We start from the raw sequence: 21,674 nt of genomic DNA on the forward strand, positions 1-21,674 counted from the left end.
CTTTTTATTATAATTTGGCGGAACATTGGAAAAATTAATGAAAGATAAAAAACTTTTTACACCAGGCCCACTTAATACAAGTGATTCTATAAAATCTGCAATGTTAAGGGATTTGGGATCTCGTGATAATGATTTTATTTCAATTGTAAATAATGTAAGAAATAAATTATTAGAATTGGTCAATCTAAGAAAAGGTGATTATGAATCAATTTTAATGCAGGGTAGCGGAACTTTTGGTATTGAATCAGTGATAAGTTCAACCGTTCCTATTGATGGAAAACTTCTGGTAATTATAAATGGAGCTTACGGTAAACGAATAAAAAATATTTCACACCGTTTGGGTATTGAAACTATTGATTTGATTTATCAAGAAAATGAAATCCCAGACTTAAATAAAATTGAAGAAATATTAAATACTGATAATGAAATTACAAATGTTGCGGTTGTACATTGCGAAACAACTTCTGGAATTATTAATCCAATAGATGAAATAGGTAAAATTGTTAAGAAGTATAATGTTGAATACATTGTTGATGCAATGAGTAGTTTTGGAGCATATCAAATGGATTTTATTTCTTCCGGCATTGATTATTTAATTTCTTCTTCAAATAAATGTATAGAAGGTGTGCCCGGCTTTTCTTTTATAATTGCAAAAACTGAATCTCTAAAAAAGAAAAAAAATTTTTCAATTAGCACAAGTTTAGATTTATATGATCAATGGATTGCTATTGAAGGAAACGGTCAATTTAGGTTTACACCTCCAACTCACTCAATACTTGCATTCAACCAAGCATTGATTGAATTGGAAGATGAAGGCGGAATTAATGGAAGAGCTAATAGATATAAGCTGAACCATGAATATTTAGTTAATGGCATGAGAAAATTAGGATTTAGTGAATACGTTGAATCTGCTAATCAAGGATATATTATTACATCTTTTTATTATCCAATAAGTTCAAATTTTATTTTTGAAAAATTCTATGAACGACTAAGTGAAAAAGGTTTTGTAATTTATCCGGGAAAATTGAGTGAAGTCAATTGTTTTAGAATTGGTAACATTGGTAGAATTTTTATTAATGATATTGAAAATTTGTTAAATGCTATTTATGAAGTAAAATATGAATTAAACTTTTAATTTAGTTAAGAGAACTTAATGAACAATAATAAAGTGAGAGCAGTAATTTTCGATTGGGCTGGAACAACAGTGGATTTTGGTTGTATGGCTCCCGCAAAAGTATTTACAGAAATTTTTGATGAGCTAGGAATTAAGTTAAGTATTGAAGATGCAAGGGCACCAATGGGTATGAATAAGAAAGATCATATAAGAGAAATTTTAAAGAATAGAAAAATTGAACAACAGTGGAATTTGAAATACAATTCTGCTTGGAATGAAAATGATGTAAATGAATTATACCAATCATTTATTCCCAAACAACTTGGTATTCTGAATAAATATTCCGATTTGGTCCCGCATACTCTGGATGCACAAATAGAATTAAGAATGAGAAAAATTAAAATTGGATCGACTACTGGATATAATTTTGAAATGATTGAAATTGTTAGAGCTTCCGCGGAGAATCAAGGTTTTAAACCGGATTCTATTATCTGTGCTTCGGATGTTCCATATGGAAGACCGGCACCTTGGATGGCATTTCAAGTTGCTATGGAATTAGATATTTATCCGGTTAATTCAATTTTAAAAATTGGTGATACAATTTCTGATATTTATGAAGGAATAAATGCTGGAATGTGGAGTGTTGGTGTAATTGATTCAAGTAATGAAATGGGACTATCATTCGATGAATATAAATTACTCAATGAATATGAACTTGAAGATAAGAGAAAATATATTTCAAAAAAATATTTTGATGCCGGTGCTCATGCAGTTATAAACTCTTTATCAGAATTGCCTGAACTTATTGATAAGATTGAAAATTCCTTATCGCACAATTTTTATCCAAAACTAATAGAATAATCAGAGTGATTTATGAATAAAATTATAGTTTTTTTATTGATATTTATTGCAATAATAAATGCAGAATCTGAAAAATCAAAAAGTGAATATACACCGGTAAAGAATATAATTATTTATATTGGTGATGGTATGGGCAGTGCTCAAGTTGCTTCAGCTTCATATAAATATTTTGGAGTAAATGGTAAATTAGAAATTGAAAAATTACCTATTGTTGGATTGATAAAAACTCATGCTGCTGATAATTTAATAACAGATTCTGCCGCCGGTGCAACAGCATTTGCAACTGGTTACAAAACAAATGTTGGTATGGTTTCAGTAACACCAGATAGTATAGCCAAGGAAACAATTTTTGAATTTGCAGTTAAAAAAGGTATAAAAACAGGTGTTGTTGCAACTTCGCATATAACAGATGCAACACCATCATGTTTTATATCGCATGTACCAAAAAGATCAATGCAAAGTGAAATTGCAGAACAAATGATTTACAGTGGCGCAAGTATTATAATGGGTGGAGGCAAATCACAGTTTATTCCAAAAACCGATATGGAAAGTGAAAGAGTAGATGATAAAGATTTAATATCGAATGCAATAGAAAATGGATTTGAATTTATTGATACTAAAGAAAAATTAGAGAAATGTAATTCAGATAAAATATTAGGATTGTTTAATTTGCATGGATTTACATTTAATAAGGAAGAACCAACACTTGCCGAAATGACTACAAAAGCTATTAGTATTCTTTCAAAATCTAAAAACGGTTTTATGCTTATGGTTGAAGGGAGTCAAATTGATTGGAAAGCACATGATAATGATTTTGAAAAAACAATTGAACAAGTAAAATTATTTGATGATGCTGTGAAGGTAGGAAGAGATTTTGCAGAAATTAATGGTGAAACATTAATAATTGTAACAGCTGATCATGAAACAGGCGGATTGACATTAACGGGAAATAATAAAAAAAATAATTTGGATTTGGGAGTTAACTGGGCAACTGGCGGGCACACAGCTATTCCCGTGCCTATATATTCATATGGTCCAAATTCACAATTTTTTACCGGAGTAATGGATAATACGGATATTCCTAAAATCATCTCTGAACTATTTAGTTTAAATATGAATTTTAATTTTGACTCCAAAAATAAAATAGTAGAACTTGAAAAATCAGAAAAGTTAAACGATTAATGAAAATTATTTCATTGATATTCTTATTTTATTCAAATGTTGTATTATTTGGACAAAATAAATTCGCAGTAAATAGCCATTCGCATAATGATTATAATAATACTATTCCTTTATATAATGCTCTTAAAGCTGGAGCTAAAAGTATTGAAGTTGATATTTTTTTTGAAAATAATAAATTCTACGTTTGTCATAATAATGAAGACACAATAAAAAATAAATCATTAGAAAAAATGTATTTTTTACCTCTTCAAGAAATTATTGAAAACAATAAATCTTTACATCATTTCGAATATGAACTTTTTTTGTTTATTGATATAAAATCAGAAGCAGAAAAAACCTATCAACCATTAAAAATACTTTTATCAAAATATGTTAAGTACTTAACAAAAATTCAAAATGGTAATTTAATTAAGAATAAATTAAGAGTAATTCTTTCCGGAAATATGCCAATTGAAATGGTAAGGAATGAAATTGAAAGATTTATTTTTCTTGATGGTCGAATCTCAAATATTGGTAAGAATGAAAGCAATTTACTTTTTCCGGTTATCAGCGATAACTGGCTGAACGTACTTAAAATTATTAATGATTCAGACGAAGAAATTAAATTTCAAAACTTAAGAAATCTTATTGCACAAATTCATAGTGAAAATAAAATGGTAAGATTTTGGGGAATTCCGGATAATCAAGAATATTGGAAACTACAAAATGATTTTGGTGTTGATTTAATAAATACAGATCGTGTGGATAATTATCAAAAATATTATGTAAAATATTTTGAAGATAAAAAATCCAATGAATGAATTAGATCAAATCTCGGCACTTCAAAAAAAATACCTCCTTCAATGCTGGGGCAAACAAGAAAATTATAATCCAATTTCGATAGAAAGAACAGAGGAATGTTATTTATATACAACGGATGGAAGAAAAATATTTGATTTAAGAAGTGCACATGAATGCATCAATCTTGGGTTCAAGAATCCATATATAATTTCATCAATTAAAAAACAATTGGAAGATATTATTTATGTTACTGATGATTTTGCAACAGAACCTACTTCAAAGCTTGCAAAAAAAATATCAGAAATTTCACCTGGCGATGGTGATAAAAAAGTCTGGTTTGGTCAAAGTGGTGCCGATGCCGTTGAAGCTGCTATAAAAACTGCAAAGTTGTATAAATTTTATAAACTTCAAAGCAAAACAGATATTTCAGAAAAAGACTTTATTAATTTACCTTATAGAATTATTTCTCGATATAGATCGTGGCATGGTGCAACAATGGGTGCTTCTTCTGTCAGTGGTGATCCTAGAAGATGGTTTAATGAACCAATTTTTAATAGTACATTGTTCGCACCGGAAGCTTATTGTTTTAGATGTCCGCTTAAACAAATATTCCCAGGGTGTAATTTAGCATGTGCTGATTATGTTGATCATATTATTGAAATGGAAGGTGGTGAAAATAGAATTGCTGCAATTATTTTAGAACCAATTGTTGGGTCAAACGGAATAATTCCTCCACCGGATGGATATTTTAAAAGAATAAGAGAAATTTGTACAAAATGGGATATTGTTTTAATAATTGATGAAACAATGAGTGGTTTTGGAAGAACCGGGAAAATGTTTGCAATCGAACATTATGATATAATTCCTGATATTATAATTATGGGAAAAGCTTTAGGTGTTTACGTACCATTAACTGCAATGATTATCCAACCACATATTTCGAAAATATTTGAGAAAAATATTTTTGGTCATGGACAAAGTTATTCCGGGCACACCTTAGGTTGTGCTGCAGCTTTAGCCGGAATTGAATTTATTGAAAATGAAAATATTCTTGAAAAAACATTTGCAAAAGGAAAATATCTTGAAGAAAAATTAAATCGATTACGAAATAAACATTGGTCAATTGGTGATATACGAGGAATTGGATTGATGTGGACAATTGAAATAATAAAAAATAATTTAACTAAAGAACCAATTAAAAAAGTTACGGAAAAATATAAAGAAACAGTTATTGGAAAAATTTCTAAATATCTCTTGGATGAAAAAAATATTTATGTTCCATCAGATAAGTTTGGTATTTGGATTGTACCACCTTTAATTGTTACTTATGAAGAACTAGATTACATAATTGAAGCAATTGATGAAGCACTCATAATTGCAGATAATGAACAATATTAAAATCATATGAAAAATTATAAAAAAACTGAAGGCGATATAAATAATTCAGTATATCGCGATAAATGGATGCGAAATAATATTGATGAAAAAACCAGAAAAATTATTAATGAAGATTCAAAATACTTTTTACATCAATCGCTTTCTACTCCATGCATGAATACAATAACTCATTGTGAAGGTAATTATATTTTTGATGAACAAGGCAGAAGTTATTTGGATTTTCACGGGAATAATGTTCATCAAGTTGGGTATTCAAATCAATTTGTAATTGATGCTGTAAAGGAACAATTAGATACTTTAACATTTTCTCCCAGAAGATATACAAATCAAAAATCAATTGATCTTGCAAAAAAATTAATAAACTTAACAAATAAAAAACTTAACAAAGTTTTATTTGCTCCAGGAGGAACAACAGTTGTAGGAATTGCAATTAAGTTAGCAAGAAGAATTACTGGAAAATATAAAACAATAAGTTGGTGGGATTCATTTCATGGTGCTTCACTTGATTCAATAAGTGTGGGTGGGGAAGGATTATTCAGAAATAATATTGGTCCACTTTCTCCTGGCGCAATTCATGTTCCGCCTCCAAATAGTTATTCAAGTCCGTTAGGAAATAAAAAAAAATCTTTTTTGGAATCCATAAATTATATCGAGTACATTTTTGAGCGAGAAACGGATATTGCAGCTTTCATTGCAGAACCTATTAGATATACAACAGTTTCAATTCCGGAAAAAAAATATTGGAAAAGAGTTAGAGAGCTTTGTGATAAGCATGAAACATTATTAATTTTTGATGAAATCCCAACTGCCTTTGGAAGATCTGGCAAAATGTTTGTCTATGAAAATTTTAATGTAATTCCGGATATTCTTTGTTTGGGCAAGGGATTAGGTGGAGGAATAATTCCAATAGCTGCTTTACTAACCAAAGATATTTATGACACAAATGGTGATATTTCATTAGGACATTACACACATGAAAAAAATCCTATTGGCGCAGCGGCTGGTTTAGCAATGATTGATTACATTGAGAAAAATAACTTGCTTCAAAATTCAATTTATTTGGGCAGATATTTTTTAAAAAAGCTAAATCAGTTAAAAAAGAAAGTTTCAATTATTGGTGACGTTAGAGGTATAGGCTTACTTTTGGCAATTGAGTTAGTAAAAGATAGAAAAACAAAAGAGCCGGCAACAGAAATTGCTGAATATATATTATACCAATCTCTTAGTATGGGATTAAATTTTAAAGTTTCTGCTGGAAATATTATTTCTTTAATGCCGCCACTAACTATAACAAAAAATGAAATTGAAAAATCAATTGAAATTTTAGATGAATGTTTTACTAAAGCGAAAAAAGAATTTAAATATTAAAAGGAATTTGCAATGAGAAAATTATTTATCATAATATTGATACTTTTTTATTTACGTAGTTATGCTCAAGAACTAAAACAAATTAGTGAGCATTTTATTGTAATTGGGTGTGATGGTATGAGTCCGGATGGTATACTAAATGCAAATACTCCAATAATGAAAGAAATGATGAAAAATGGTTCCTACACATTAAATGCAAGAGGTGTTTTGCCAACTGTAAGCAGTCCTAATTGGGCTTCAATGTTGATGGGAGTTGGACCCGAACAACATGGCATAACATCAAATGATTGGAAAAAAGATGATTTTAATATTCCATCAATTATTTATGGTATTGATGGGATGTTCCCAACAATATTTAATGTTTTAAAAAAGCAAAATGAGAATTATGAAGTAGGTGCAATTTATCATTGGGATGATTTTGGAAGATTATTTGAAAAACAATTTGTTGATTTTGACAAACACGGTAATACAGAAGTTGAAACAAAAAACTTAGCTGTTGAATATATAAAAAATAAAAAACCAAACTTCTTATTTGTTCATTTTGATCATGTAGATGGTGCAGGACATGAATTTGGACATGGTACTGAAAATTATTATAAAGCAGTTGAAAAAGCTGATTATCTTATCGGCGAAATTATAAATGCAGTTACGGAAGCCGGAATTTTTGAAAATACAACTTTTCTTGTAACAGCAGACCATGGTGGAGTTGGATTTGGACATGGGGGAGAAACTTTAGAAGAACTTGAAATTCCTTTTATTCTTTATGGTAATGGAGTAAAAAAAAATAATGAAATACTACATCCTGTTTATACTTATGATAATGCTGCAACTGCAGCTTTTGTTTTAGGAGCAAAACCACTTAATGGTTGGATTGGAAAAGCAGTAAAGAGTGCATTTATTGGATTTGAAAATGAGAGTTTTATTGTTGGTCATAAATTATTAACAAATCCAGTTATTCATCCAAAGAAATATTTATATGAACCTGCCGGTGGACTTTTTATTGATAGCATTCCTGAGATGACAATAACTACAGAATACGAAAATGCTGAAATAAGATATACATTAGATGGAACTGAACCTACAAGAAATTCTTTAAAATATACTAATCCAGTTAGAATAAATGAATCATGTGTTGTGCTTGCAAAGGTTTTTGTTAATGATAAACAAAGTGGAATTTCTAGTGCAAATTTTAGAATTACGAAAAGCGATTCTAAAAATGGAATTAATTATAAATATTTTATTTTCGATAAACTTTCTTACATCCCATCATTAAATAATAAACAAGCAATTGATTCCGGTATAACTAATCAAATAAGATTAATTCAATCAAAGTTAACAAAAGAAAATTTTGCTGTTTCATTTTACGGCTATATAAATATTTTGGAAAATGGTACATATAAATTTTATACAAACTCTGATGATGGTAGCAAACTTTATATTGATAATAAAGAAATTGTTGATAATGATGGTGATCATGGAACAAAAGAAAGAAGCGGTACAATTAATTTAGAAAAAGGAATGCACGAAATTAATGTAATTTATTTTCAAGGTGGAGGAGGTTCTTGGATAGATGTATTGTATAAAGGTCCTGGAATTCCCAAACAAATTATTCCACCGGATGTTTTATTCCCTAAAAAATAATATTTATAATTTTAGGTAAAATTTAATACGCAATTATTTTTATCAACCAAAACAATATTTGGTTTATATGATTTTATTAACTCATTTTCAATAGAAACGAAACTTGCAATAATTATCAAATCACCAATTTGTACTAATCTTGCTGCAGCGCCGTTTAATGATATTTCACCATCATCACCCTCAATAACATAAGTAGAAAATCTTTCACCATTATTAATATTATATACATCCACTTTTTCAAATTCAATAAGATCGGCAGCTATCATTAGTTTTTTATCAATACTAATTGAGCCTTCATAATTTAAATAGGAACCGGTAACAACCGCTCTGTGAATTTTTGATTTTAATAAAGTTCGCAACATTACTCAGCCTTATGATTCATTTGAAAAGCTTCATGTAAACCAATTAGAACTAAATCTGGAATTGTTACATCAAATAAATTTTCATTTTCGAATAAACTTGAAAATCCTCCGGTTGCTATTAAAATTGCTTCGTCATTAAAAAAAACTTCACGCATAATTTGTTTTTTAATTGATTCAACAATTGATTTTTGTCCGAAATATAAACCGGAACGTATGCTCTCTTCGGTTGAGCGACCGACAACATTTTGTGGTTTAAATATTTCAACATTTGGAAGTTGAGCAGTATTTTTATTTAGAGATTCCATTGATAATCTAATTCCGGGGATAATTAATCCGCCTAAATATTCTTTAGCTTTTGTGATCACATCAAAAGTTGTTGCAGTTCCAAAATCAACAACAATTGAATTTTTACTGGGAAATAACTTTTGTGCGGCAATTGCGTTTGCAATTCTATCCGTACCGACTTCAAGCGGATTTCTATATTTTATTTTCAAACCAGTTTTAACTCCAGCTTTTAGAATAAACGGATTTATTTGAAAATATTTAATGCAACCGCTGATTATACTGTGTAAAATATCCGGTACAACACTGCAAATAGAAATATTTTTTATTTCATTCCAATTAATTTTATTTTCTGTAAGAACCGATTTTAAAAATAATCCAATTTCATCTGAAGAAAATTGTCCTCTGGAAGTTTTTCTAAACTGTAATTTAATTTCAGATCTTTCAAAAACACCTCCATGAATTTGTGTGTTCCCAATATCTAAGCAGAGTATCATTTATGTTCCTTTAAATGTTCAAAATATGCATAATTGATTTAGCAATATTTGCCGAATCTCCTTCGGATTTTATGAAACCATTTATGTTATAAAAATTAAATTCTTTCTGAATATTATTTTCTCTCATTGAAAAATCATTCTGAATAACTAAATCAGATTTTGATTTTTTTAGGAGATCATTAATTTTTTTAATAATATCATTTTGATTTTTTGAATTGGTAAACTTAAACGAAACCAATTTCATTGATTGATTATTGGAATACTTTTTTAGTTTGTTTACAATTTTAAAATTTGGAGAAAGTTTAAGTTCGATATTATATTCACTAGAATCCAATTTGTGTTTTAAAGGCAATTTAAATTTCTTATTACCGTAAATAATTTCACTCGCTTTGTAATCACTAACAGCAGCATTATGAATTAAAAGATCATAATTATTTTCACTCAGCAAATTTTGTAATAATATATTTAATGAAGTAAAGTCTGTAAAAATTTTACTTTGAAATTTGCCGATTGGTATTGCTGAATCCAAACTATGGAGAAATGTCATATCATAATTATTATCAATAAAATATTGAGCAATTTGTGATGCTGTTTTTCCAGTGCTGAGATTTGTTAAAAATCTAATTCCATCTATATTCTCTCTTGTGCCGCCTGATGTAATTAATATCTTTTTATTAAAATTATTTTTAAGAAATAATAACTTTGATTCAATCAAATTAAAAATTTGCTCGGGCTCAATCATTTTTCCTTTCCCCAAATCGCCGCAAGCTAAATATCCATCATTTGTTTCAGCAATATGGATTCCCCAACTTTTTAACAATGTTAATGACTTTTGAGTTGAAGGATGTTCAAGCATATTTGTATTCATTGCCGGAATAATTATATATGGTTTAGAAAAATCATGCGCTAAAAAAAGGGAAGTCAATAAGTTATCCGCAATTCCACAAGCAAATTTATTAATTGTATTTGCAGTTGCCGGAACAAGTATTGTTAAATCAGCCCATTTTACTAAATTAATATGAGCCATCATTTTCCCATCTTCAAAAGTATCATCATAAACTTCATTGCCAGATAAGCCTTCAAGAGTTGCTTTCCCAATAAAATTAAGCGCATCTTTTGATATCACAATTTTAACTTCATAATTATTTTGTACTAATTTTGAAATTAATATTGAAGTTTTATATGCGGCAATTGATCCGCTTATCTTAACAAGAATTTTATTTTTTAACATTATCTATTAACCTTACTTTTCCTAAATAAACTGCGGCAAAAAGTCTATCTAATTTTTCTTCAATATAATCAATAGTGAATCCAGAATTTATTAGTTCAGTTTTCATATCTTCAATTGATTTGTTGGAGTTTAAAGTTTTTGGGAAAATAGAAGCAATTTCTCTTTCTTTAGTTGTTAATAAATTATTGCGTGAGCTGAATGCTAATCCATCTTTATCTCTAACGGTTGGACAAGAAATAATATTTACATCTATAAATAATGCTTTTACCATATTGCGAATAAGTAATAACTGCTGATAATCCTTTTCTCCGAAGTAAGCATTTGTTGGTTTAATTATATTTAAAAGTTTTGCTACAATTGTTAAAACTCCATCAAAATGACCTTTGCGAGTTGCACCACATAAAGTTAAGCTAAATTCATTTTCGGTTATTTTGAATTTATAATTATCTGGGTACATAATTCCGTAATTAGGAAGAAATAAAAAATCCACATTATTTTGTTTTAACAATTCAATATCATATTCAATATTTGTCGGATAATTCTTAAGATCATTTTCATTATTAAACTGTGTTTGATTAATATAAATGCTTACAACTGTAATTTTATTCTCTAATTTGGATTTTTTTATTAGTGAGATATGTCCTTCATGTAATGCGCCCATTGTTGGCACAAAACCAATAACTTTATTTTTTAGTTTATGTGATTTTACAATTTCAAACCATTCAATTGGATAATAAAATATTTCCACTTAAAAACTTTCTTTTTGTGATGGATAAATTTTCATTTTAACTTCTTTGTTAAATTCATTTAGTGCCGATTGAAATAATTTATATCCATTTAAATATTTTTTTAAAAACTTTGGATTAAAATTATTATCTAGCCCTAATAAATCTTGCAAAACTAATACTTGTCCAGACGTGTGATTTCCAGCTCCAATTCCTATTGTGGGAATTTCTATTTTATCTGTAATTTCCTTTGCTAATTCCGAAGAGATTAATTCTAATACAATTGCCGAACATCCAGCATTTTCTAATTCAACGGCTTGAGTTAAAATAAGTTCGAATTCTTTTTCAGATTGCCCTTGAACTTTATAGCTGCCAAATTTATTTATAGATTGTGGAGTAAGACCTATATGACCAAAAACCGGAATTCCGGATTCAGTTAATATTTTTATATATTCGAGTGTACCGAAAACTCCTTCAATTTTAATTGCTTGTGCTCCGGCTTTCATTAATTTATCAACTGAATCCATAAAAATATTTTTACCTTTTTGGTGAAGTAAAAAAGGCAAATCTGCAATTAAAAATTTATTAGTTCCTTTTCTTACTGAATTTACATGAGTTTCAATCATTTCTATAGTTGCATTTATTGTTGAGTTAAATCCATGCATAACCATTGCAGAACTATCACCGACTAAAACCGCATCAATATCAGAATCGTCAATAATTTTTGCACTCCAGAAATCATAACATGTTACAATTGAAATAGGAATTTTATTTGTCTTACTATTCTGAAAATCAATTATACTATTCATCAGATATACTTTCATTGATTATTGAATAAGAAGTAAAATTGGATATTTTAATTTTGTAAAACGTTTCGGAGAAAAATTTGAGCGGATTATCTAAATATATTTTAGAAAGTAATTTTGTCATTTTTGGTACTCGTCAGTTTGATCAAGTCCAGCTTTATTAAAAAAATATTCTATTGTAATCTTCTCATTGAGATAGATTCAATAACTATCGTAAAAATAATTGTTACATAATTATTAAACAAGCAAAACAATTGCCATATTAAACACAATTTAATATTGTGAATTAATCATTGAGAAAAATACTTTCACTCAATTCTTAATTTGTGAGTAATATTTGATTTGAGTAATTCAGCTTCATCATGTTTTTTGAAATCACCAATGTTCATTATTTTTTTTGAAATATGAAATTCTAAACTATATGTTGTTGGTCCATCTGACCAATCATGAATTGCAATTTCAATTTTATTCAAATCTGTCAATTTATATTTATGTTTGAAAAGTGAACCAAAAAAAGTTTTGTGCGAGTATAAAATATATTTTCTTTCAAAATTTATTTCTAAAAATTTGTCTAAACCCCAAATGGAAACAATTATGAAAGTGCCTCCAACAAAAATTGCTCCAAATGAAATAATAATAGGAATAACTATTATAAAACTAAATTCATTCCAATGCGGCTTAATCAATAGTTCGTATGGAGTAAAAATTAGCGGACTTAATCCGATAAAAAATATAAAAAATCGTAATACTGGAGAAAGTTCTTCAGATATTAAAATAGAATTTTTATTTTCAATTATTTTAAACATAAAAGTGAATGTTTTTATAATCATTCAAATTAAAAATTTCAAAATTCTTTTTCACTCATAAATCATCATTTAACAATTACTTAATATTAATTAAAATTTTTAATAATATATTACAATGAACTAATTATAGTATTTCGAAAAAATATTTTCATAACTTTTATAATGAATTATTGCAAATCAAAAATTATTTCATTTGATTCAATAGACAATTCGCTGAAATATCTGGAAGTTGAAATACCGCAACTTACAATTGGTGAAATACTTGTTAAAAATGAATATGTAACTCTATGCAGAAGTGATATAAATACTTATATCGGAAAAAGAAAAGAAAAAAATCCAACTATTCTTGGTCATGAAATTGTTGGTAAAATTGTTGAGTTTGCAGATGGATTTCATCCAAACGATATTTTAGGAAATAAGCTTAATATTGGTGATAGAATTACTTGGGGAATTTATTCAAGCAATCCGGATTCATACTTTTCAAAAATTGGAATTCCGCAAAAAGGGGAAAATTTATTTAAGTACGGGCACGAAGAACTTACTTCTGAAAATACGCTTCATGGCGGTTTAGCTGAGTTTATTATAATTCGAAAAAACACACCAGTGATAAAATTGAACAATGCAATTCCGTTAAAAATTGCAGCTACAATAAATTGCAGTGTTGCAACAGTTGCCGGAGCTATTAGAATTGCAGGGAATATAAATCATAAAAAAATATTAATTATTGGTGTTGGAATGTTAGGAATTATTGCATGTGCAATGGCAAATTCTTTAAAGGCAAATTCTGTTGCGAGTTGCGACATTAGCAAAAATAGATTGAATGATTCTTTAGAATTTGGAGCAACAAATTCAATATTGTTTAATGAATTAGAAAAGTTAATTGAAAAATATGATTTAGTTTTTGATTTCAGCGGAATTCCGGATTCGATGGAAATTGCTTTAGATAAGCTGGAAATTGGTGGAACAGCTATTTTTGTTGGGGCAACTTATCCGCAAAGAAAATTAAATATTAGTGCGGAAAAACTTATTCGTAATATTCATACAATAAAAGGTTTGCATAATTATAACAGCGATGATTTAATAAATGCCGTGAAATTTATTGAAGAAAATTTAGAAAAATATCCGTTTGAAAAATTAGTTGTTGATAAATATAATCTTAATCAAACTTTTGAAGCATTTAATTGCGCAATTACAGAAAATCCTTATCGAGTCGGAATCTCAATCTATGAATAAAAATGATAAAATTTCAAATTGGTTAAATCAAACTAATAAATTCAATTTTGCTGTTTATTTAATTGCCGCTTCGTTTATAACTTATTTTTCAATGTATGCATTTCGTAAACCTCTTTCGGCAGGTACTTTTTCAGATTTGTATTTATTTGGGATTGACTATAAAATTTATGCAATATTTTTTCAAATAATTGGCTACACAATTTCAAAATTTGCTGGTATAAAAATAATTGCTGAGTTAAAAACTGAACAGAGAATTATTGGAATTCTGGTACTAATTGGAATATCGTGGATTTCACTTTTATTTTTTGCAATTGTACCAACTCCTTATAATTTGATTTTTCTAATTTTTAATGGATTTCCATTAGGAATGATTTGGGGAATTGTTTTTAGTTTTTTAGAAGGAAGAAAATTAACAGAAATATTAGGTGCCGGATTAAGTTCAAGTTTTATTGTTTCTTCCGGTGTTGTAAAAGCAATTGGCCGAAGTCTAGTTATAAATTTTGGTATTTCAGAATTTTGGATGCCTTTTTTAACGGGAATGATTTTTATTGCAAGTTTAGTTCTTGGAGTATTTTTACTAAGTAAAATCCCTCCACCAAATGAAGAGGATATAAAACACAGAACGCAAAGAATTCCAATGGATTCAAATATGAGGAAAAAATTCTTTAAGGAATTTTCACTTGGAATTATTTTAGTAACAATAATTTATGTATTCTTAACAATATTTAGAGATGTAAGAGATAATTTTGCTGTTGAAATTTGGAGCGATTTAGGTTTTGCAGATCGAACCGATATTTTGGCAACTGCAGAAATTCCAATATCAATTGCAGTATTGATAATTATTGGTTCTTTGTTTATAATAAATAATAATAGAATAGCATTTTATCTGAACAAAATAATTTTTACAATAACCGGAATACTTTTAATTTTAACTACTTATTTATTTCAATCAAATAGTATTAGTCCAATTTTCTGGATGATATTAAATGGATTTAGTATGTATTTAGCCTATCTCGCATACCACACATTTTTATTTGAAAGATGGATTGCAGTTTTTCAAATTAAAAGTAATATCGGATTTTTAATGTATATAGTTGATTCATTCGGATATTTAGGAAGCTCAATAATAATTTTCTCAAAAAGTTTTTTATCAATTCATATGAATTGGCTTTCGTTTTTTGTAAACATATCATACTTAACAGGATTTGTACTAATATTTTTTGGAATAATTACAATAATTTATTTCTTAAATAAAGAGAAAAAACATAAAGTTGAAATTGAACTTCAATTAGTCGGAGAAAATAATGGATAAAATAAAGTTGGCAGTTTTTGATTTATCCGGAACAACAATAAAAGATGACACAGCGGTTGCTGATTGTTTATATAAAGCCGCTTCGGAATTTAATTTGCAAACATCACGGGATGAAATTTTAAAATTAGTTGGTACTAATAAAATACATTTATACCAATATTTGATTGCAAAAAATTCAGGAAAAGAAATACCGTTCGAAAAGTTTGAAGGAGAAAAAGATCCGGCTACACATAAATTTGCCGAAGAAATATTTGTAAGATATTCTGAAATAATGTTGGACTATTATAAAAACGATTTAACTATTATGCCCGGCGCTGAAGAAACATTTGATTGGTGTCATAAAAATAATATTTTTGTTGCAACTAATACCGGTTTCCATCGAGATATTAATACTGCAATTATGGAAGGTACCGGATGGCTAAAAAATGGACTAGTTGATATTGCTGTAGATGTTGAACACACACCAAATAATATGGGAAGACCAGCTCCATTTATGATTTTTCATGCGATGAAAGAATTAAATATTCAATCTGTAAGAAGTGTAATAAAAATTGGAGACACACCGGCTGATATGTTGGAAGGTTACAATGCCGGCTGCTCTGGAATTATTGGTGTTTTAACCGGAATGTTAAATGTTTCTGAATGGGGAAAATATTTTCATACTCATATTATCCCAAGCGTAAAAGAATTACCGGAATTAATTCAAAGAGAATTTGTTATTTAAATGAAATTGAATACATGAATAGACAAATATTTAAATCTGATTTTCTAATTATAGGAAGCGGCTTAGCTGGATTAACTGCAGCAATTTATGCATCAGAATTTGGCTCGGTAAATTTAGTTTCTAAAAGCAAATTAAATATCAGCAGTACATATTGGGCGCAAGGAGGAATTGCTGCAGTATTTGATAAAGAAGATTCACCGGAAATGCATGTTAAAGATACAATTAATGCCGGAGGTGAATTGTGTAATAAAAAGATGATTGAAATTTTAGTAAACGATGGTATAGATAGAGTAAACGATTTAATAAAATGGGGAATGAAATTTGACAAAATTGGTGATGAAATACAGCTTGGCTTAGAAGGGGGTCACAGTAATAGAAGAATTCTACATGCTGGAGGAGATTCAACCGGAAGTAAAGTGGTAGATTTTTTAACTAAAGTTGTAGAATCAAAATCAAACATAAAAATATTTCAAAATACTCAAGTATTAGAATTATTAAAAGAGAATGAAATATGTTTTGGTGCTAATTCATATTCTTGGGAGACTAAAATTCATTATTTATTTCATTCGCCTATCACAATTCTTGCTACCGGTGGAGGAACCGGAATTTATTCACGAACAACAAATCCATATACATCAACCGGTGATGGAATTAACTTAGCATATAATATTGGTGCTGAAATAACCGATATGGAATTTATTCAATTTCACCCAACTGCATTTTATTCTGATAATGATCAAACATTTTTATTAACCGAAGCAATACGAGGCGAAGGTGCTTATCTCTTAAATGGAGAAGGTAGAAGATTTATGAAACATATTCATCCAAATGCTGAATTGGCTCCAAGAGATATTGTTTCAAAAGCAATTTTCTATGAGTTAAGAAATTCTAAAATTAAATCAGTATTTCTTGATTTAACTCATTTGGATGCAAAAAAAATTAAAGAAAGATTTAGTTCTATTTATGATAAAGCAATTGAATATAATATCGATATTACCAAAAATTTAATTCCGGTTTCTCCCGCAGCACATTATATGATCGGTGGAATTAAAACCGATTCGAACGGAAAAACAAATATTGACGGATTGTTTGCTTGCGGAGAAGTATCTGTAACCGGAGTTCATGGAGCAAATAGATTAGCAAGTAATTCACTATTGGAATGTTTGGTATTTGCCAAAAGATGTGTGGAATTTAGTAAAGACCACTCTAAAAATTTATCAGATATAAACTTTAATGTGAATTTTAATATCATTAATTATAAAATAAATAATTCCACGGTAAGTCAATTTGTGAGCATTAAAAATAAAATTGCTACTTTGATGAACAACAATGTTGGAATTGTTAGAAATTCTGAATTATTAAATTCAGCATTGAATGAGTTAGAAAATTACAAAAATTTTGCTGATGCAAAGGAATTTGAATATTATTCATATAGAATAAAAAGTTTAATTGATCTTTGTGAAATGATAGTAACTTCTTCATTAAAGAGAGAAGAGAGCCGTGGAACACATCAAAGAAGCGAGTACACAAAATCTTTTGAAAAATATCTCGGACATTTTATATTTAGTAAAGATTTACCGATTCAGTTTGAAAAAATATAATTGAATTTTAAAATGAATATTGAAGAAGAATATTTAAAAAATTTAGATGTACTAATAAAGTTAGCTATTTCCGAAGATATCAATACTGGTGATATTACTACGGATGCGATAATTTCCAAATCAAATATTGCTGAAGGATTTTTAAAAGCAAAACAAGATGGAATTATTTGCGGATTAAAAGTTGCAGAATTAGTTTTTAATAATTTTGATGAAAACATAAAATGGCAAACTAATTTTAATGATGGCGATAAAATTATTAGTGGTTCAATTCTCGCAAACTTTTCCGGAAAGTATAACTCTTTACTTTCTGCTGAAAGAATTGCACTGAATTTTATTCAAAGAATGTCTGCAATTTCAACAAAAACTTTCCATTTTGTAAATGAATTAAAAGGAACTAAAACCAAATTACTGGATACAAGAAAAACAATTCCTGGTTTTAGATTATTGGATAAATATGCCGTTAAAATTGGCGGAGGAACCAATCACAGATTTGGTTTGTATGATCTAGTAATGATAAAAGATAATCATATTGAAGTTGCCGGAAGTATTTCAAATGCGGTTAAGCAAGTTAGAGAAAAATATAAAAATAATTTCCGAATTGAAGTTGAAACAAGAAATATAAATGAAGTGCAAGAAGCTTTAAATTTAAATGTTGATATAATTATGCTTGATAATATGTCAATTGATGAAATGAAATCCGCTGTAAAATTAATTGGCGGCGAAATTTTAACTGAAGCTTCCGGAAATATTACTTTTGAAAAATTAAAAGCTATTGCAGAAACCGGAGTTGATTTTATATCTGTTGGAGAATTAACACACTCAGTAAAAGCTTTTGATATTGGCATGTATATTAAATAATGAAAGAGTAATAAATGGATACAAGAGAAATTATTTTTGAAATAAATAAATTACGAAAAGAAAAAAATGCAGTAATACTAGCTCATAATTATCAGATAGGTGAAATTCAAGATTTAGCAGATTTTGTTGGGGATTCTCTTGGGTTAAGTCAAATGGCAGCAAAAACCGAAGCAGATTTAATAGTATTTTGCGGCGTTCATTTTATGGCAGAAACTGCTTCAATACTAGCTCCACAGAAAAAAGTTATTATTCCAGATTTAGATGCCGGTTGTTCTCTTGCTGATAGTATAACCGCTGAAGAATTAATAAAATGGAAAGAAGAAAATCCCGGTGCGATTGTTGTATCGTATGTAAATACAACGGCAGAAGTAAAAGCTGAAACTGATTATTGTTGTACATCATCAAATGCCGTAAAAGTTGTAAACGCAATTCCGGTTGATAAACAAATTTTATTCCTTCCCGATCAGTATTTAGGAAATTATGTAAAGTACATTACTAATAGAAATATGAAAATATGGAATGGAGCTTGTCATGTTCACGAAAAAATTGGTGAGTTAGATTTTGAAAGTGCAGAAAATAAATTCCCAAATGCTGAGTTTCTTATTCATCCGGAATGTGGATGTTCAACTTCTTGTATGCTTAAGGCATCGCAAAATCCTAATTTAAAATTAAATATTTATTCTACAGAAGGAATGTTAAGAAGAGTTAATGAATCTGATTCTGATGAATTTGTAATTGCTACTGAAGTTGGGATTTTACATAGAATGAAAAAAAATAATCCAACTAAAATATTTCATCCGGCGAGTGAAGCCTCCATATGTGAATATATGAAATTAAATACATTTGAAAATTTATATCAATCATTGTTAGTTGAAAAGCATGAAGTAAAAGTTCAAAAAGAAATTGCCGATAGAGCAAGATTATCAATACAAAGAATGATTGAAATATTTTAATAAAGAGTGTTTTTTAAAATTTAATTGAAATTGTATTCAAAGTTCCTTTCAATTTATAATAGATCTTTCTTGATCGTTGAAGTTAGTTTCTTTTCTTTATAAAACTTTACTAAATAGAAAAACGTAAAATATGTTATTGAACTTAATATTATTGCAAAAATAAAATTTCCTAATGCAAGAGTAAGAAGTAAATTACCTCCTAATTCTAAAATATCGCTATATGAAGGAGAATCAATTAAATAACGTATTTCATTCCAATTTAATTCTTGATTAGTAAAAATTGAACCAATATTAAACGTTACGTAGTATAACGGTAAAATAGTAAAAGGATTTGAAATTAGAGTTGCACCCGCAGCAAGATAAATATTTGCTCTGAAAAGTAAACATAAGGGAATTACACTAATAGTCTCAAATCCCATTGGAACGGTAATACCAACAAATACACCCAATGCTAAACTGAATGCAATATTTTTTGGTTCGACTTCAATATTAAAAATTGAATTGATGTAATTTTTTATAATTTGTTTCAACTTATTTGATTTAATTAAGTAGTATTCTTGAACTGAATTTTGTTAAATAATCATTAATTACTTTCTCTGAACTAATTAATTTTTCACCATCGATTTTTATTTTCTTTAATCTGAAAATATTTGGGAATGATATCTTACCTTTAGAAAAGCTAAACATTATAAGAAGATTAATATAATCAATAATGAAAAGTGATTTTCTGTAAAGTCTAACTCTCTCTTCAGTGAAACCAATTTTTGAAATTGTTCCTCGGTTAATAAAATAAGTAATTCCGGTAACATTAATATTTTTTGGATTATTGTTCTTTTTCAGTTTATCGATAATATTTAACAAACCTTGTAAATAATTTTTAATGGTAATTTGTTTTGCAGTAACTCCTCTATATGACCATTTCATGTTTAATAAATAATCGAAAATTGTACCGTTGTGAATTTCCCAATGATTTTGTTTATATCTAATTGTTAGCAGAAAAGGAGAATGATAATTTAGATATCCGAAAAGTCTTAGCAATGGTGTTATTGAAAAATGTCCAATTACCTTTATAAATGGTATGGTAATTAAGTTAAAAGGAAATAAGTATATCAAAAAAATTTTTATAGATAGAAATATTCCGACGAAAGCAAAAACTAGAGATAAAAGCCATTGCGTCATGATTGGGTATGAATAAAATTCTCTAAAAAATTTCATTTTAGAAATGAAAAGTTATTACCAAAAGTTAGTTTAGAGAGATTAAATAAACGTAAAATAAAAATTATTTTATTGTTAAATTAATTTATGTTTCCAGAAAAAAAATAAATACCAAGTCCAACTGTAAAGATTAAATCTCCCCATATTCCATGTTCAATTGCAGTAATTACCAAGGAATTAGATTTTGAATATGTTCGTGCAAACATAATTCCTCCCAAAAAACTAATAAATGGAGAAATCCAATTTTGAAATATTATGTGAGCAAAACCAAATGACAAACCGCTCATGAAAATCATTATTGGAATTGAACTAAATAGGTTTCTAAATCTATGAAAAAAATATGATCTAAAAATTAATTCCTGAGGGAAGGCAGAAAAAAGAGGATATAAAAATAGAAAGAAAATATAAATCATTGTATTCTTTCTGGGAAAATCAAATAACTGACTTCTATTTGTGAAGTATATTAAAATTGTTAAAATTAAAAGACCTAATAGCCATCTAATAACAATAATTTTTAACAATTGTTTTTTATTTGAGATTTCAAATAAAATTGATTTATCAAACGATTTATCATTTTTTAATTTGATGAAAGCAATTAATGCGACTAATAAAATTATGGGTATTAACAGATGCTTGATTGGGAAATTTGAAATAGTAATTATAAATGGAATTAAATAAAAAATCGAAAATAGTTCAATAGATAATCTAATTTTATCTTTCACTTA

The 21,674-nt window shown here is 28.1% G+C and carries 23 protein-coding genes; 14 read left to right on the forward strand and 9 right to left on the reverse strand.

All coding sequences use genetic code 11. The features are described 5' to 3' along the window. Positions 1–37: 37 nt before the first annotated feature. Genes IPM32_12585 through IPM32_12615 form a run of 7 tightly spaced genes read left to right on the forward strand, consistent with a single transcriptional unit; the run spans position 38 to position 8,344 of the window. Positions 38–1,135: a 2-aminoethylphosphonate--pyruvate transaminase gene (locus IPM32_12585; protein ID MBK8946091.1), complete on the forward strand. Its 1,098-nt coding sequence runs from the start codon at positions 38–40 to the stop codon at positions 1,133–1,135. A gap of 18 nt (positions 1,136–1,153) precedes the next feature. Continuing rightward, a complete protein-coding gene (locus IPM32_12590) occupies positions 1,154–1,975 on the forward strand; it encodes a phosphonoacetaldehyde hydrolase (GenBank protein MBK8946092.1) in 822 nt (273 codons plus the stop codon). 12 nt (positions 1,976–1,987) lie between these two features. Further along, entirely contained in the window at positions 1,988–3,157 is a 1,170-nt protein-coding gene (locus tag IPM32_12595) for an alkaline phosphatase (protein MBK8946093.1), read from the forward strand. Then, on the forward strand, positions 3,157–3,957 hold the full coding sequence (locus tag IPM32_12600; protein ID MBK8946094.1) for a hypothetical protein: 801 nt from the start codon (positions 3,157–3,159) through the stop codon (positions 3,955–3,957). The genes IPM32_12595 and IPM32_12600 overlap by 1 nt, the downstream gene beginning before the upstream one ends. Then, on the forward strand, positions 3,950–5,335 hold the full coding sequence (locus IPM32_12605) for an aspartate aminotransferase family protein (protein MBK8946095.1): 1,386 nt from the start codon (positions 3,950–3,952) through the stop codon (positions 5,333–5,335). The genes IPM32_12600 and IPM32_12605 overlap by 8 nt, the downstream gene beginning before the upstream one ends. Before the next feature lie 6 nt (positions 5,336–5,341). Next, positions 5,342–6,703 carry an aspartate aminotransferase family protein gene (locus IPM32_12610; protein MBK8946096.1) on the forward strand — a complete coding sequence of 454 codons (1,362 nt, stop codon included), beginning with the start codon at positions 5,342–5,344 and terminating at the stop codon, positions 6,701–6,703. 12 nt (positions 6,704–6,715) lie between these two features. Continuing rightward, positions 6,716–8,344: an alkaline phosphatase family protein gene (locus IPM32_12615; GenBank protein ID MBK8946097.1), complete on the forward strand. Its 1,629-nt coding sequence runs from the start codon at positions 6,716–6,718 to the stop codon at positions 8,342–8,344. Between the two features lie 11 nt (positions 8,345–8,355). Here IPM32_12615 and IPM32_12620 read toward each other — a convergent pair whose 3' ends face one another. The 6 genes from IPM32_12620 to IPM32_12645 form a co-directional block, all read right to left on the reverse strand. After that, positions 8,356–8,706 (reverse strand): aspartate 1-decarboxylase, encoded by a 351-nt coding sequence (locus tag IPM32_12620; GenBank protein ID MBK8946098.1) that lies wholly within the window; start codon positions 8,704–8,706, stop codon positions 8,356–8,358. Then, entirely contained in the window at positions 8,706–9,485 is a 780-nt protein-coding gene (locus IPM32_12625) for a type III pantothenate kinase (protein ID MBK8946099.1), read from the reverse strand. The genes IPM32_12620 and IPM32_12625 overlap by 1 nt, the downstream gene beginning before the upstream one ends. Positions 9,486–9,495: 10 nt before the next feature. Further along, complete coding sequence (gene coaBC / locus IPM32_12630) at positions 9,496–10,716, reverse strand: bifunctional phosphopantothenoylcysteine decarboxylase/phosphopantothenate--cysteine ligase CoaBC (protein ID MBK8946100.1); 1,221 nt, start codon at positions 10,714–10,716, stop codon at positions 9,496–9,498. After that, on the reverse strand, positions 10,703–11,458 hold the full coding sequence (panC, locus tag IPM32_12635; GenBank protein ID MBK8946101.1) for a pantoate--beta-alanine ligase: 756 nt from the start codon (positions 11,456–11,458) through the stop codon (positions 10,703–10,705). The genes coaBC and panC overlap by 14 nt, the downstream gene beginning before the upstream one ends. A gap of 6 nt (positions 11,459–11,464) precedes the next feature. After that, entirely contained in the window at positions 11,465–12,250 is a 786-nt protein-coding gene (gene panB / locus IPM32_12640; GenBank protein ID MBK8946102.1) for a 3-methyl-2-oxobutanoate hydroxymethyltransferase, read from the reverse strand. 305 nt (positions 12,251–12,555) lie between these two features. Beyond that, positions 12,556–13,077, reverse strand: coding sequence for a hypothetical protein (locus IPM32_12645; protein ID MBK8946103.1), 522 nt, complete (start codon positions 13,075–13,077; stop codon positions 12,556–12,558). Positions 13,078–13,215: 138 nt separating this feature from the next. Here IPM32_12645 and IPM32_12650 point away from each other — a divergent pair, with 138 nt between their 5' ends. Genes IPM32_12650 through nadA form a run of 6 tightly spaced genes read left to right on the forward strand, consistent with a single transcriptional unit; the run spans position 13,216 to position 19,734 of the window. Then, positions 13,216–14,286, forward strand: a complete 1,071-nt coding sequence (locus IPM32_12650; protein MBK8946104.1) for a zinc-binding dehydrogenase — start codon at positions 13,216–13,218, stop codon at positions 14,284–14,286. Continuing rightward, positions 14,279–15,598: a hypothetical protein gene (locus IPM32_12655; GenBank protein ID MBK8946105.1), complete on the forward strand. Its 1,320-nt coding sequence runs from the start codon at positions 14,279–14,281 to the stop codon at positions 15,596–15,598. The genes IPM32_12650 and IPM32_12655 overlap by 8 nt, the downstream gene beginning before the upstream one ends. Continuing rightward, complete coding sequence (locus tag IPM32_12660) at positions 15,588–16,322, forward strand: HAD hydrolase-like protein (protein ID MBK8946106.1); 735 nt, start codon at positions 15,588–15,590, stop codon at positions 16,320–16,322. The genes IPM32_12655 and IPM32_12660 overlap by 11 nt, the downstream gene beginning before the upstream one ends. 14 nt (positions 16,323–16,336) lie before the next feature. Continuing rightward, positions 16,337–17,923, forward strand: coding sequence for an L-aspartate oxidase (gene nadB / locus IPM32_12665; GenBank protein ID MBK8946107.1), 1,587 nt, complete (start codon positions 16,337–16,339; stop codon positions 17,921–17,923). A gap of 12 nt (positions 17,924–17,935) precedes the next feature. Next, entirely contained in the window at positions 17,936–18,781 is an 846-nt protein-coding gene (nadC, locus tag IPM32_12670; GenBank protein MBK8946108.1) for a carboxylating nicotinate-nucleotide diphosphorylase, read from the forward strand. A 14-nt stretch (positions 18,782–18,795) separates the two neighbouring features. After that, positions 18,796–19,734, forward strand: a complete 939-nt coding sequence (gene nadA, locus IPM32_12675) for a quinolinate synthase NadA (GenBank protein MBK8946109.1) — start codon at positions 18,796–18,798, stop codon at positions 19,732–19,734. 53 nt (positions 19,735–19,787) lie between these two features. Here the strand turns inward: nadA and IPM32_12680 are convergent, their stop codons facing one another. Both IPM32_12680 and IPM32_12685 read right to left on the reverse strand, forming a co-directional pair. After that, positions 19,788–20,264, reverse strand: a complete 477-nt coding sequence (locus tag IPM32_12680) for a DUF2062 domain-containing protein (protein ID MBK8946110.1) — start codon at positions 20,262–20,264, stop codon at positions 19,788–19,790. Positions 20,265–20,274: 10 nt separating this feature from the next. Next, a complete protein-coding gene (locus IPM32_12685; protein ID MBK8946111.1) occupies positions 20,275–20,847 on the reverse strand; it encodes a hypothetical protein in 573 nt (190 codons plus the stop codon). On the opposite strand from IPM32_12685, the gene tilS reads away from it, so the two are divergent. Beyond that, positions 20,813–20,929 carry a tRNA lysidine(34) synthetase TilS gene (gene tilS / locus IPM32_12690; protein ID MBK8946112.1) on the forward strand — a complete coding sequence of 39 codons (117 nt, stop codon included), beginning with the start codon at positions 20,813–20,815 and terminating at the stop codon, positions 20,927–20,929. The genes IPM32_12685 and tilS overlap by 35 nt on opposite strands. 100 nt (positions 20,930–21,029) lie before the next feature. Here the strand turns inward: tilS and IPM32_12695 are convergent, their stop codons facing one another. Next, a complete protein-coding gene (locus IPM32_12695; GenBank protein MBK8946113.1) occupies positions 21,030–21,671 on the reverse strand; it encodes a CPBP family intramembrane metalloprotease in 642 nt (213 codons plus the stop codon). Positions 21,672–21,674 lie beyond the last annotated feature (3 nt).

The organism is Ignavibacteriota bacterium (assembly GCA_016716225.1).
In the GTDB taxonomy this organism is placed as follows: Bacteria; Bacteroidota; Ignavibacteria; order Ignavibacteriales; family Melioribacteraceae.

Bases quoted from the DNA above. Each gene is read 5' to 3' on its own strand.
- IPM32_12610 (MBK8946096.1), top strand. From the start codon at position 5,342: ATGAAAAATTATAAAAAAACTGAAGGCGATATAAATAATTCAGTATAT.
- nadA (MBK8946109.1), top strand. From the start codon at position 18,796: ATGGATACAAGAGAAATTATTTTTGAAATAAATAAATTACGAAAAGAA.
- IPM32_12625 (MBK8946099.1), bottom strand. From the start codon at position 9,485: ATGATACTCTGCTTAGATATTGGGAACACACAAATTCATGGAGGTGTT.
- IPM32_12645 (MBK8946103.1), bottom strand. From the start codon at position 13,077: ATGATTATAAAAACATTCACTTTTATGTTTAAAATAATTGAAAATAAA.
- IPM32_12615 (MBK8946097.1), top strand. From the start codon at position 6,716: ATGAGAAAATTATTTATCATAATATTGATACTTTTTTATTTACGTAGT.
- IPM32_12600 (MBK8946094.1), top strand. From the start codon at position 3,157: ATGAAAATTATTTCATTGATATTCTTATTTTATTCAAATGTTGTATTA.
- IPM32_12590 (MBK8946092.1), top strand. From the start codon at position 1,154: ATGAACAATAATAAAGTGAGAGCAGTAATTTTCGATTGGGCTGGAACA.
- panB (MBK8946102.1), bottom strand. From the start codon at position 12,250: ATGAATAGTATAATTGATTTTCAGAATAGTAAGACAAATAAAATTCCT.
- IPM32_12620 (MBK8946098.1), bottom strand. From the start codon at position 8,706: ATGTTGCGAACTTTATTAAAATCAAAAATTCACAGAGCGGTTGTTACC.
- coaBC (MBK8946100.1), bottom strand. From the start codon at position 10,716: ATGTTAAAAAATAAAATTCTTGTTAAGATAAGCGGATCAATTGCCGCA.
- IPM32_12595 (MBK8946093.1), top strand. From the start codon at position 1,988: ATGAATAAAATTATAGTTTTTTTATTGATATTTATTGCAATAATAAAT.
- IPM32_12585 (MBK8946091.1), top strand. From the start codon at position 38: ATGAAAGATAAAAAACTTTTTACACCAGGCCCACTTAATACAAGTGAT.
- nadC (MBK8946108.1), top strand. From the start codon at position 17,936: ATGAATATTGAAGAAGAATATTTAAAAAATTTAGATGTACTAATAAAG.
- IPM32_12650 (MBK8946104.1), top strand. From the start codon at position 13,216: ATGAATTATTGCAAATCAAAAATTATTTCATTTGATTCAATAGACAAT.
- nadB (MBK8946107.1), top strand. From the start codon at position 16,337: ATGAATAGACAAATATTTAAATCTGATTTTCTAATTATAGGAAGCGGC.
- IPM32_12655 (MBK8946105.1), top strand. From the start codon at position 14,279: ATGAATAAAAATGATAAAATTTCAAATTGGTTAAATCAAACTAATAAA.
- IPM32_12605 (MBK8946095.1), top strand. From the start codon at position 3,950: ATGAATGAATTAGATCAAATCTCGGCACTTCAAAAAAAATACCTCCTT.
- tilS (MBK8946112.1), top strand. From the start codon at position 20,813: ATGGTAATTAAGTTAAAAGGAAATAAGTATATCAAAAAAATTTTTATA.